At 35.3% G+C, this 12,510-nt stretch carries 13 protein-coding genes; 11 read left to right on the top strand and 2 right to left on the bottom strand.

Annotated elements, in window-relative coordinates; genetic code table 11:
- Positions 1 to 27: 27 nt before the first annotated feature.
- Positions 28 to 492: a pyridoxamine 5'-phosphate oxidase family protein gene (locus QMO11_RS07170; protein ID WP_282036671.1), complete on the bottom strand. Its 465-nt coding sequence runs from the start codon at positions 490 to 492 to the stop codon at positions 28 to 30.
- Between the two features lie 515 nt (positions 493 to 1,007).
- Between QMO11_RS07170 and QMO11_RS07165 the strand changes: the two genes are divergently transcribed.
- The 8 genes from QMO11_RS07165 to QMO11_RS07130 all read left to right on the top strand — a co-directional run bounded on the left by QMO11_RS07165 (position 1,008) and on the right by QMO11_RS07130 (position 7,693).
- On the top strand, positions 1,008 to 1,586 hold the full coding sequence (locus tag QMO11_RS07165) for a DJ-1/PfpI family protein (RefSeq protein ID WP_282036670.1): 579 nt from the start codon (positions 1,008 to 1,010) through the stop codon (positions 1,584 to 1,586).
- A gap of 39 nt (positions 1,587 to 1,625) precedes the next feature.
- Complete coding sequence (locus QMO11_RS07160; RefSeq protein WP_282036669.1) at positions 1,626 to 2,528, top strand: 1,4-dihydroxy-2-naphthoate polyprenyltransferase; 903 nt, start codon at positions 1,626 to 1,628, stop codon at positions 2,526 to 2,528.
- 27 nt (positions 2,529 to 2,555) lie between these two features.
- Positions 2,556 to 3,092, top strand: a complete 537-nt coding sequence (locus QMO11_RS07155; protein WP_282036668.1) for a GNAT family N-acetyltransferase — start codon at positions 2,556 to 2,558, stop codon at positions 3,090 to 3,092.
- A 20-nt stretch (positions 3,093 to 3,112) separates the two neighbouring features.
- Positions 3,113 to 4,156 carry an o-succinylbenzoate synthase gene (locus QMO11_RS07150; RefSeq protein ID WP_282036667.1) on the top strand — a complete coding sequence of 348 codons (1,044 nt, stop codon included), beginning with the start codon at positions 3,113 to 3,115 and terminating at the stop codon, positions 4,154 to 4,156.
- The gene (locus QMO11_RS07145; RefSeq protein WP_282036666.1) at positions 4,141 to 5,256 is read left to right on the top strand and encodes an AMP-binding protein; all 1,116 of its coding nucleotides are present in this window, start codon (positions 4,141 to 4,143) and stop codon (positions 5,254 to 5,256) included. The genes QMO11_RS07150 and QMO11_RS07145 overlap by 16 nt, the downstream gene beginning before the upstream one ends.
- Before the next feature lie 65 nt (positions 5,257 to 5,321).
- On the top strand, positions 5,322 to 6,518 hold the full coding sequence (locus QMO11_RS07140; RefSeq protein WP_075603001.1) for a C1 family peptidase: 1,197 nt from the start codon (positions 5,322 to 5,324) through the stop codon (positions 6,516 to 6,518).
- 140 nt (positions 6,519 to 6,658) lie between these two features.
- Entirely contained in the window at positions 6,659 to 7,048 is a 390-nt protein-coding gene (locus QMO11_RS07135) for an SRPBCC domain-containing protein (RefSeq protein ID WP_282036665.1), read from the top strand.
- Between the two features lie 36 nt (positions 7,049 to 7,084).
- Positions 7,085 to 7,693 (top strand): IMPACT family protein, encoded by a 609-nt coding sequence (locus QMO11_RS07130; protein WP_282036664.1) that lies wholly within the window; start codon positions 7,085 to 7,087, stop codon positions 7,691 to 7,693.
- Between the two features lie 2 nt (positions 7,694 to 7,695).
- Here the strand turns inward: QMO11_RS07130 and QMO11_RS07125 are convergent, their stop codons facing one another.
- The gene (locus QMO11_RS07125) at positions 7,696 to 9,711 is read right to left on the bottom strand and encodes a methyl-accepting chemotaxis protein (protein WP_282036663.1); all 2,016 of its coding nucleotides are present in this window, start codon (positions 9,709 to 9,711) and stop codon (positions 7,696 to 7,698) included.
- 376 nt (positions 9,712 to 10,087) lie between these two features.
- Between QMO11_RS07125 and QMO11_RS07120 the strand changes: the two genes are divergently transcribed.
- The 3 genes from QMO11_RS07120 to QMO11_RS07110 all read left to right on the top strand — a co-directional run bounded on the left by QMO11_RS07120 (position 10,088) and on the right by QMO11_RS07110 (position 12,496).
- Positions 10,088 to 10,594 carry a ferritin gene (locus QMO11_RS07120; RefSeq protein WP_075603004.1) on the top strand — a complete coding sequence of 169 codons (507 nt, stop codon included), beginning with the start codon at positions 10,088 to 10,090 and terminating at the stop codon, positions 10,592 to 10,594.
- Positions 10,595 to 10,718: 124 nt separating this feature from the next.
- Positions 10,719 to 11,201, top strand: coding sequence for a PaaI family thioesterase (locus QMO11_RS07115; RefSeq protein ID WP_282036662.1), 483 nt, complete (start codon positions 10,719 to 10,721; stop codon positions 11,199 to 11,201).
- 5 nt (positions 11,202 to 11,206) lie between these two features.
- A complete protein-coding gene (locus tag QMO11_RS07110) occupies positions 11,207 to 12,496 on the top strand; it encodes a voltage-gated chloride channel family protein (protein WP_282036661.1) in 1,290 nt (429 codons plus the stop codon).
- Positions 12,497 to 12,510: the final 14 nt, after the last annotated feature.

The raw sequence follows: 12,510 nt of genomic DNA, 5'->3' as shown, positions 1-12,510 counted from the left end.
ATGTTGTTTGTTGTGTTTTTATATTTTTTAATTCCAGTTACCTGCTTCTTTGCCTGTTATGCTATCAATCTTTAATTGTAGCACATTTATTTTATTAACGGCGCGCTCAACATAAGCGTTTTCCATTTTTCCATGCTGTTGCATGATGATATCTAAAGCATTTATTTTCTGATCAAAGTCTTCAATTATTGTGATAGTTCCATAGCCAATAACAGATCTGTACTTTGTGGTCCAATCGCACGAAACATCGCCTTTAACTATTTCATAATCCTGCTCAATTTCAAAACAAACCTTATTATTTTGTCTAATCATTTCAAGCTTTTTTCCCGCTAAGGCGCAGTGAAAGAAAATATCTGTTCCATCAAAACCATAATTCATTGGCACGAGGTAAGGATATTCATCACCCTTAAAAGCCACTCTGCATATAAGCGCATGTTTAATTATAGAATCAATAATGGACCGATCCTTTATTTCTCTTTCTTTTTTTCTCATGCCATTGAATTTGCCGCAAATATAATACTATATCTATAAAATGACATTCTGAAAATAAGGAGCTTTGTAGTGCTATTGTAATTGATACATTTAAAACCTAACATAGACGGAAAGGCCTTAAACCTCAATCAGAGTAAACTCATACCAAGTTCATATTAAACTCATACTAAACTCATATTAAATTCGATTTTTATTGAATTTAGTATGAATTGGATATGACTTAAATATCAGTTAAAGCCCAAGTTGATCCGAGTAAGCCTTAAACTAGGTATTGAAGTTGTTTAAGGTTGTAGGGGAATTGCGAGAGTGATAAATTGATTATCAGTGGCAAAGTTCAATTTTTTATTGCATAGCCGTAGCTACGGAATGAAAATTAGCTGAAGCCAATGAAATCAAGGTGTTACTCGCAGATTTTCGATACAACTTTAAACAACTTCATTATTTAAAGAGCCTTAATATTTTAAATAGAGATAAAAAAAAGAGATACATTTGGGTAATAAATTAACACTAAGACGATGAAAAACGTATTACTGCTACTAGCCGGAGGATTTGAAGTATTTGAGGCTAGTGTATTTATTGATGTTATGGGGTGGAACCTTGTAGATGGAGATGGCACCACCAAGTTGGTTTCTTGTGGTTTTAATAGGGAAGTTAAAAGTTCTTTTAGCCATAAATTTATTGTGGATCATTTGATTGATGAAATAAACGTAGACGATTTCGATGCCTTGGCTATTCCGGGAGGATTTGAAGAGTTTGGTTTTTACAACGAGGCTTATGATGAAAAGTTCTTAAACTTGATTCGTGAATTCAACAAGCAAGATAAAATTATTGCTACGATATGCACCGGCGGCATGGCCATTGGTAAAAGTGGTATTTTAAAGGGTAAAAGAGGAACAACCTATACATCGCGACACACACAACTAAAAGCATTAGGCGTAAACGTAGTGAATGAAGCAATTGTAGTTGAGGGTAAGGTGATTACTTCTTGGAATCCTTCAACAGCTGTTGATGTAGCCTCGATACTTTTGGAGAAGCTCACCTCTAAAGAAAATGCAAATTACATTAGGGAAATAATGGGGTTTGAAACTAATTAAATAATAATATTTATTTTGCGGGCTCAAACACAAAGCACAATGTCAAAAATAAAATCTTACATCACTTCATTTCGATTGCGAACCTTACCTTTGGCTTTATCATCCATATTAATGGCCAATTTTATTGCCGCTTACAACAGCGTATACCAATGGAAAGTGGGATTATGGGCTGTGATAACAACCATATTATTGCAAATTTTATCCAATGTGGCCAATGATTATGGCGATGCCGTTTCTGGCGCCGATAACGAAGAGCGTGTTGGTCCGGATCGTATGGTTGCCAAAGGAAATATCTCTTTTAACGAGATGAAGGTTACTGTAATTGTATTTTCAGTATTGTCTTTTGTTTCGGGAGTTTACCTTATTTCTTTGGGTAATTTTGAGGCCATGAGCATTAAGGCGTGGGGCTTATTTGCCTTAGGTTTAGGTGCAATTGCTGCGGCTATTAAGTATACCGTAGGCAAAAATCCATATGGGTATCGCGGCATGGGCGATGTTTTTGTATTTATATTTTTCGGTTTAGCCGGCGTTTTAGGTACTTACTTTTTACATACCGGAGGAATTAATATTTGGCTGTTATTGCCAGCTTCAGCAGTAGGCTTTTTAAGTGCCGGAGTTTTAAATTTAAATAATTTAAGAGATATAGTTTCTGATGGCAATTCTGGTAAAAATACTCTGATTGTAAAAAATGGTAGTAACTGGGGTAAGAAGTATCATGCCTTTTTATTAATTGCCTCATTGGTTTGCATGATTATTTATGGCTTTGCTCAATTTGAGAGTTTATGGCAATGGCTATTCTTATTACCATACGTATTGGTTTTTAAAAGCCTTGGCTTTGTAGTAAAAAACCAAGAACCTGCGCAGCTCGATCCGCACCTTAAAAAGTTAGCCATTGCTACATTTTTAATGGTAATTATGTCGGGAGTAGGATTGTTGTTTTAGCTTACGTTGCGATAAAAATTAGAAGAGATGAACTTTAATACCGATCGATTAAAACTCACTGAGATTATTTGGGATGACCTTGAAGATATTCATGCTTTGCAGTCAATATTTGAGGTTGATGAGTTTAATACCGTTGGTATTCCTAAAGATATTGAAGAAACTAGAAATAATATTAAACCTTTTATTGAAGCCAAAGGATCAAGCAATCAGTCTAAATATACTTGGAGTATCAGAATTCCCAATACAGACGAATTTATTGGCTTGGCAGGGATTAGCTTATCCAATGATAAATTCAGAATAGGGCAGATATTTTATAAACTTCATCCAAAGTTTTGGGGTAAAGGATATGCAACAGAGGTTTCAAAGGAAATAATTGAGCTAGGCTTTAAACACTTTAATCTTCACCGAATTGAAGCCGGGTTTGCCACTGAGAATATCAGATCTAAGCGTGTTTTAGAAAAGTGCGGTATGATAAAAGAGGGTGTGTATCGTAAGATATTACCCATTAGGGGAAATTGGGTTGATAGCTGTATTTATGCTATTACCGAGGAAGATATTAAGTAGTATAATTTCAGATTACCACTATGTTACAAGCAAATATAAAAAAGCATACATTTCATTTTAATACACCAGGTGGCACTTCGCGTGGTGTTTTACATACTAAAGATAGTTGGTATTTGAGTATATGGAATAATGATAATTCTGCCATTGTTGGAGTCGGAGAGTGTTCAATACTGCCAAAACTAAGTATTGATGACAAACCAAATATTGAAGATAAACTCAACGAAGTGGCTGCTCAAATTAATAATTATGCCAGTAATTACCATCAAAGTTTATTGGAGTGGCCTGCTATACGTTTTGCTCTTGAAATGGCTTTGCTCGATTTGAAAAACGGTGGGAAAAGATTAATATACGCATCGCCATTCGCCTTGCAACAAAAGCCAATTGCCATAAATGGGTTAATATGGATGGGCGATATTGGATATATGAAATCGCAATTAAGCGAGAAGCTCAAGCAAGGTTTTTCATGTATTAAGATAAAAGTTGGTGCAATTAACTTTGATGATGAGGTTAATCTCATAAAAGAAATTCGCAAATCATTTTCGCCCAATCAAATTGAAATAAGAGTAGATGCCAATGGCGCTTTCTCTCCCGAAGATGCAACGCGTAAACTTCAAATATTGAGTGAGCTTGATTTACATTCTATTGAGCAACCCATAAAAGCAGGGCAGTGGACTGATATGGCGAAACTGTGTGCCAATACTCCCTTGCCAATTGCATTAGATGAGGAGTTAATTGGAGTAAATACTGTTGAAGAAAAAAGACAAGTATTAGAAACCATAAAGCCACAATATATTATTTTAAAGCCATCTTTAGTAGGAGGTTTTAGAGCTTCTGAAGAATGGGTGAGTTTAGCCGAAGAGTTTAATATTGATTGGTGGGCTACTTCAGCTTTAGAGGGCAATATTGGTTTAAATGCCATTGCACAATGGACCGCGAGTATGAATACCAATATGCCACAAGGCCTCGGAACAGGACAAGTTTTTTCTAATAATATTGATTCGCCATTGCAGGTAGAGGATGGTGCTTTAATCTATAATCAATCACTCAAATGGGGCAATTTATAAATACATATCATACCTTAACTTTGGATGGCATCACACGAAGTGGTGAGGTTTTAAGAGATTATTGCAGTGCTCAATTAAGCGATGATGGTATCGCCGATTGGGAAATAGCGATATATCAGTTTTGTTTAAATTGGCTCTCCTCTGATGATACTATTGTTGCCCAAACATCAGGCTCAACCGGAACGCCCAAAGAAATTAAAATACAAAAGAAACACATGGTGGCTTCGGCAGAAAAAACCATCGCATACTTTAATTTGGAGCCAGGAGATACAGCCTTGTTGCCCTTATCAGCAAATTATATAGCCGGAAAAATGATGTTGGTGCGAGCTTTTGTGGGGCGCTTAAGTATTATTGGTATGGTACCTTGTTCTAATCCGATTGCTGAATTAAAGCAGCATGTGAATTTTGCTCCTTTGGTACCTATGCAAGTTATCAATGCTCTACAAACAGTGAAGGGTGAGTGGCCAGTTGATACCATTATTATTGGTGGAGGTGCTATTTCTGACATTTATAAAGAACAATTACGGCTTAAGCAAACAGCATTTTATGAAACCTATGGAATGACAGAAACGGTTTCACACATCGCATTAAAAAATATCAGCGAAAGCAGTTTTTTAGCTCTAAAAGGGGTTTCGTTTTCAAGCGATGAACGTGAATGTTTGTGTATTGATGCACCTGATGTAGTTTCTGAGAAGATTGTTACCAATGATATAGTCCAATTGAATTCACAAACTTCTTTTTCATTTATAGGTAGGTACGACAATGTTATAAATACGGGCGGTATTAAACTGGTGCCCGAAAAGCTAGAAGCTAAAATTGTGGCTCATTTAAAAACACCGTTTGTAATATCTAGTCTGCCAAATGATTTATTGGGGGAGGAGTTGGTATTGGTTTATACGGATCCTACTTTAACAAAAGCTAAACTATCTGACATTTTCAGAAAAACTAAACTAACTAAATACGAGATGCCTCGAAAGGCAATACTCCTTTCTCAACTTCCTCTAACAGAAACTGAAAAGGTTAAAAGAGCCTACTTAAAAGGCCTAATCGCTAAGGCGGATGCCCAATGTATCATGAAAAAAATCATGTTTAAACCTTGATATTTTATTTTTCTTTGGGAATTCATTTTTCTTAAAATGAAGATATATTCTCTAAAAAATACAATATGAAGAAGTTATTGCTTTCGGCAGCTCTTCTTTCAGCATTTACATTTTCATCAGTAAAAGCACAGGAAGAAGAAAAAGAAGGTTACAAGTTTGAAACCGTTTATGATATTGAAACAACTTGCGTAAAGAATCAATATAAGTCAGGAACCTGTTGGAGTTTTTCAGGTTTGTCTTTTTTAGAATCTGAAATGATTAAAGCTGGAAAAGAAGCGGCTGATTTATCAGAAATGTTTGTTGTTCGCAATTGTTATTCAGATAAAGCTACTAAATATGTTCGTTTACATGGTTCGTTGAACTTTGGTGCAGGTGGTTCGTTCGAGGATGTAATTTATACTTTACGCAATTATGGCTTAGTGCCAGAGGAGGCTTACGCTGGTTTAGAATATGGCGAGGAAAAGCACGTACATGGTGAATTAGATCAATTGCTTTTGGCTTATGTTGATGGAGTAATTAAAAATAAAAACAAAAAATTATCTCCGGCTTGGCATAAAGGTTTTAATGGGATATTAGATGCATACTTAGGTGAGTATCCTGAAACATTTGAATACGAAGGAAAAGAATATACTCCTGAATCATTTACAAGTGAGCGTACAGGCTTAAATGCCGATGATTATATTATGATATCTTCATTTTCGCATCATCCGTATAACGAAAAATTTATTTTCGAAGTACCTGATAATTGGGTTTGGGGCGAAGTTTACAATGTTGAGTTGGATGACATGACTAGCATTATGCACAATGCACTTGAAAATGGTTATACTTTTGGATGGGCTTCAGATGTCAGCGAAAAAGGATTCTCGTTTAAAAATGGTGTTGCAATAGTTCCCGAAAATGACTTAGAGTCGATGGACGGATCAGAACGTTCTCGTTGGGAGAGTATGAGTAAAGCAGATCGCGAAAAAGCGATGTATAGTTTTGATGCTCCTGTTAAAGAAAAAGTAATTACTCCTGAATTGCGTCAAGAACAATTTGATAATTATTTATCTACTGATGATCATGGAATGCACGTAACAGGTATGTCGAAAGATCAGAATGGTACTATTTATTATAAGGTGAAAAATTCATGGGATACGAATAATGTTTACGATGGATACTTATATGCATCAGAAGCATTTGTTCAACTTAAAACCATGAACATCTTAATTAATAAAAAAGCTTTACCAAAGGATATTAAAAAGAAATTAGGCATAAAATAAAGGCCTTAAAGGTAACGATATCACTTTTTTACCCAATCAATTGATGTCGATATTGACTCCGACCTTATTATTAAGGTCGGAGTTTTTGTTTTTATAGCTGCCATAAATACTATATTTGCTGTAACTAAAATATTACCATTATGAGTTTGAGAGATTTTAAAACACGCTTAAAAATAAAGACTGAAGCCGAGGATGTTTATGCAGCATTAACCAATCCTTTTACCATTGAATTATGGTCGGGTTACAAAGCGCAAATGAGTACTGAGGTAAATTCTGAATTCTCCTTATGGGATGGTGATATTGTTGGCATGAACCTAGCTTTTGAGACCAATAAAATGGTTCAGCAGCAATGGTATTTTGGTGATCAAGAAGAGCCTTCAATTGTAACCATAAAAATATTTGACGATAAGAAGGGGGTACAAATTGAGTTAAACCATACCAATATCCCAGCAGACGAGTATGATGATATTTGCGAAGGATGGACAGAATATTACCTAGGGGCTATTAAAGAGTTTTTTGAACAAGACTAACTTAGCACAACAGGTTTCAATTTATAACTACCCATAATGTCAGATTCCTATAATACCATAGAAAACCCTTCCGAAGGCTTATATAAAGAAAAGGGAAGTAAGTTTATTGCTTATGCCTACCCGGTTTATACAGAAGAGCAGATAAAGGAACGTGTTGCTGAGTTAAAAGATAAATATTACGATGCGCGCCATCATTGTTTTGCTTGGCAATTGGGTGTGGATGGCAAGCGTTTCAGGGCCAACGATGATGGCGAACCTTCTGGTAGTGCAGGTAAGCCTATTCATGGACAAATAAAATCGCACGAGTTAACGAATATATTAGTGGTGGTGGTTCGATATTTTGGAGGCACTAAATTAGGTGTTCCTGGTTTAATACGTGCCTATAAAGAAGCTACAATTGATGCCATTAACAACGGAACTATCATTGAAAAAACCGTAAACGATGTATATCAGATTAATTTTGATTACTTGGTGATGAATGATATGATGCGCATTGTAAAAGAAGAAAAACTAAACCTTACCAAGCAAGATTTTAATCTTACTTGTACTGTAGAGTTTAGTCTTCGTCAGTCTGAAGTAGCTCATGTAATTGGCCGCATTGAGAAAGTTGAAAGTGTGCGTTGTGAGTTTCTGCGTGTGGAATAATTTTAACTTACCACTTCTTTTTCTGGGCTTTTAATTTTAATGCCTTTTACCGATTCGCTGATTTTTCCTAGTTTAACACGACTTTCGCCCATCGGTTTTTGCTTGCTTTTCTTCTTCTTTTTTTTCTTCTTCTTTTTTATGATTTGATTTCCCTGAACGGTAAAGAAGTTAAGCATTTCTTGCATTTCAATGGACTCCTTAAACAGGATGTCCGATTCTGCCGAAATCTCTTCCGCCATAGCAGCAATGCGTTGCGTGTGATTGTTAAATTCACTTACTGCACTGGTTATTTGGATCGTTTCACTTTCTTGTTCCAGTGCTGAATCTGCAATGTCTTGGATGGAAGTAACAGATTGTTGTGAGTCAGAATAAATTCGTTTTATACTCGACTCTACAATATTTGAGTGTTCCTTTCCTTTGCTCGATATAGAAGTAATCTCGCTTGATACTTGCTGTGCCTTAGCAGCTAAATCTCTAATACCATTGGCAACAACACCAAATCCTTTACCCACATTTCCTGCTTTAGCAGCTTCTATGGATGCGTTAAGAGCCAATATGTTGGTTTGCATAGCAATCCCTTTTATATCACTCGATTTACCCATAAGTTGATCCATTACCTCTATAGCAGCCTGTGTTTCTTTTAATTCAAGCTTTAGTTTTTCGGCAGATTCAGACCCTCTCTTTGCCATATTCTGGGCATTTCCTGAGCTTAACGATATTAGTGATGACATTTCTTCCATTGCCGCCGATAGTTCTTCTGATGAAGAGGCTTGTGAATTAGAGTGCTTGGTTAGGTTAGCCGCTTTGTTACTAAAGCGTTGACTCATCTTATTAATAGTATCCGATAGCCCGCTAAGTTTAATAACCATTTGCTTAATCTTCTCATTACTATTATGAATGTATTTTGCTAGTTCTCCAATTTCATCTTTTTGGTTAAACTCAAACGAACTGTTAAGTTTTCCCTTAGCCTGAAGTTGTGCATATTCCATCAGCTGATAAATAGGGCGGGTAAAAGAGTTAGTTAGTATCCGCGACAATAGCAAGCCAATAATAATAACGATGGCCACTCCCCATATTAATATTCTTTGGGATGAACGAGCAAATAGATTGTTTTTCTCAGATGCCTTGTGTACCGATTCAAATAAGTTCTCATTTAGTTTTTGAGTTAAAGCTATCCCTGTAGCCATAACTTCATTTGAGCTTAATCGGTGATTATCTTCCCACTTTTTATATAATATTGATAAGGCCTCTTTGTAATTATTACTTGAGGCTTGCATGGTATTTAAAGTTTCAATATCATATAACTTAGTGGTTATAGGTCTAATGTATTCGATGTTCTGATGTATTGTTTCAAAATAATCATCTGTATTTTTTATTAATTCAGGTTTGTGGTTTAATTCAGCTTTCCACAACTGATTATTTAGCTCATCAATATTGTCCATTACACCATTCATTAAGCTAATTTTATCAACACGCCTCTTAATAATGTGCTTATCAGAACCTTTATCAATATCCTTTTTAAGTTTTTTATATTGCAGTTCAAGGTAAATGGCGCATTGTTGTCGAAGCTTATTGTAGGCAGTATCCATTATGGAATGGGCATCTGATACATCTTTAAAAGAATTCTTAGTTTGCATTACAATTTCTGAAAAAGACTCTAACTCAGATTGTAATTCAATAATTTTTGTTTTAAACGATTTGTCGTTTTGGAGTAGAGTGGCTAATTCTCCTAACTCTTTTTTTGAGTTATTTAAATAAAAAATTCCATCAGATAAATAATCATTGTCTTTGCTGTATCCATAACTTCTAAGGTTAAAGATGGCACTTTGCCAATTTCGCTCCATTTCACTAGCTTTTTTTATGGAAGGAACTTGTGTGCTTGATAGCGAGGTAGCTGATTTAATAATCCTACGCTGTTCCAGTATAGCTATTGAACCAAATAAAATAAAAACACCAAGAAAAGTAGCGAAACTGTAATTTAGCTTGTGAGCAATTTTTAAATTGTTCCAATTCATCATATAAAATAGTTAACAAAGACAAGTGTGTATAGGCCATATCGCCAGCGCTCAAAAGTAAACTAGGCGCACGCTTGATTTATTATGTTAGTGTTAAGTGATTGTTATTTTATTAACTAAAGTATATGCTTTGTGTAACTATAGTAAAGTTATCCTGTACTGAAGTTTGGTTAGTTGTACGAAGAGTAAAAAAAAGTAAGTATAACTGCATTTGTGTAAAGTTGGTTTGTTCTGGGTCTTTATTTTCATAATACCAACAGTATTTCAATGTCATGTTGTTATAAGCCTATAAATTAATTAGGGTGCTTATTATGAATTATGGATTTTAATTGATTAAATTTGGCTTTGAAACCTAGAAATAATTAAAAACTAAAATATCATGTTAAAAAAGGCTGTAGAAGAAATTCTAGTAAGACAAATTGAGCGCGAAGCTTATTCATCTAATTTATATTTATCAATGGCATCATGGGCTGAAACAAACGGTTTTGGTGGTGTTTCTGAATGGATGTATGCTCAGGCAGAAGAAGAAAAAGTTCATATGCTTAAGTTTATGAAATATGTAAATGAGCGTGGTGGAGTAGCGGTTATTCCTGCAGTGGCTCAGCCTCCTGCTGATTTTAAAGGTGTTCAAGATATTTTTGAACTAACACTTGAGCACGAAGAGTTTGTATCGGAAAGCATTAATGAGATTGTTGGTGTTTGTTTAGATGAGAAAGATTTTACTACACATAACTGGATTCAATGGTTCGTAACAGAGCAGATTGAAGAAGAGGCTACGGTAAGAAGTATTATCGATAAATTAAAACTATTAGACGGACATAATTTATATATGTTTGATAGTGATGTGTCAAAAATGAGAGGTGTTATACCAGCAAGTCAGCAATAAAAACTGCTAGTATTACCAGTAGATATAATTGAGTCTGTTGCATTATGCAACGGACTTTTTTATTTAAAGACTTTATTTGTTTACTTTTGATAATACTATTATATAATAACTGATAAGTATATAAATGATAAAACTGAGTAACCCTTTTTTACTTAAAAAGGATAATTATGACTGTTTTGGGTGTTCTCCAAAAAATGCTCATGGATTACGTATGGAGTTTTGGGATGATGGTGATTCTATAATCTCGTTTTGGAAACCAAGTAAACACTTAGAAGGATATTTAAATGTGGTTCATGGGGGCATCCAAGCCACTATGCACGACGAAATAGCAAGTTGGGTAGTTTATACAAAATGTAAAGTTTCAGGTGTTACATCAAATCTTGAAGTAAAGTATAAGCAACCTTTACTTATTGATGATAGAGAAATAGTGATAAAAGGTGAAATATTAGATCACAATAGAAGGTTCGCCACCATTAAAACAAGTATTTCAAATGCCGATGAGGTAGTTTGTTCCACCGCAATTGTAAAGTACTTCTTATTTAGCGAGACCGATTCTGTTGAGAAATATCAATACCCTGGGTTTGAAGCTTTTTATTCTAATGATTAATGGAAATGAAGAGTAGTGAAAAAATAAGAGGTATTATGCCCTCAGGATTAATTCCATCTTTCCTTTTTTTATTAAAATGGTTAACAATATCGGGTATTATTGGCTTGTTAGCGGGTTCGGCATCAGCCATTTTTTTAATAGCATTAAATTGGGCTACGCAAACTCGCGAAAGTAATTTGTGGATTATTGCCTTGTTGCCACTTGGTGGTTTATTAATCGGTTTTGTTTACCATTATTTTGGGAAGAGTGTTGTTAAAGGAAATAATCAAATTCTAGAAGAATTCCATAGTCCTAAAGATATCATTCCTTTAAAAATGGCACCTCTTGTTTTATTGAGTACTGTTGTAACTCATTTGTTTGGTGGTTCAGCTGGTCGAGAGGGTACAGCTATTCAAATGGGAGGCGCTATTGCAGATCAGTTTACTAAACTCTTTAAACTAAAAAAGGAGGATAGGAAGATAATACTTGTAATGGGAGTAAGTGCTGGTTTTGCTTCTATTTTTGGAACACCTTTGGCAGGAGCTGTATTTGCGCTTGAAGTGTTTATAATTGGAAGAATGCGGTATGAATACATACTGCCTAGTTTTTTAGTGGCAATTTTTGCTAACGAGGCAGCTCATTTATGGCCAATAACACACACGCATTACCATGTGCCTGTTGTGCCGGAGTTATGGGCTCCCGAATTATTATGGGCAGTTTTAGCAGGTATTTGCTTTGGTTTAGCAGGTATGCTTTTTTCTAATGCAACTCATTTTTGGGGAGCAGTTTTTAAGAAAACGATTAAATTTCCACCATTACGACCTTTTGTGGGCGGTATTGTAATTACAGCAGCTGTTTGGGCGCTAGGAACTACCCGATGGATAGGTTTAGGGGTTCCTGTGATAGAAGAGTCGTTTGGTGTACAATTAGGCTTTAACGATTTTGCCCTTAAAATTCTATTTACATCCTTTACCTTAGGAGCTGGTTTTAAAGGTGGCGAAGTTACGCCTTTGTTTTTTACCGGCGCTACTTTAGGGAGTGCTTTAGCTTTATTTATTCCTCTTCCAATTGCATTATTAGCGGGGATGGGTTTTGTTGCTGTATTTGCAGGAGCTACAAATACGCCTATCGCATGTACATTAATGGGTATAGAATTATTCGGAGCTGAAGCTGGTGTGTTCATTGGAATTGCCTGTGTAACTGCCTATTTATTTTCAGGACATTCAGGTATTTATGGTGAGCAAATAATAGGTAGTCCGAAACACCTTATATTTGGTTCTCACAAAGGGAAGAAACTAGGCGAAATAAAAGATTAAATAACTTTCAAATA

Origin of the sequence: Saccharicrinis aurantiacus (assembly GCF_947489045.1) — a bacterium.
Classification (GTDB): domain Bacteria; phylum Bacteroidota; class Bacteroidia; order Bacteroidales; family Marinilabiliaceae; genus Saccharicrinis; species Saccharicrinis aurantiacus.
This window is presented reverse-complemented; position numbering and strand designations above follow the sequence as displayed.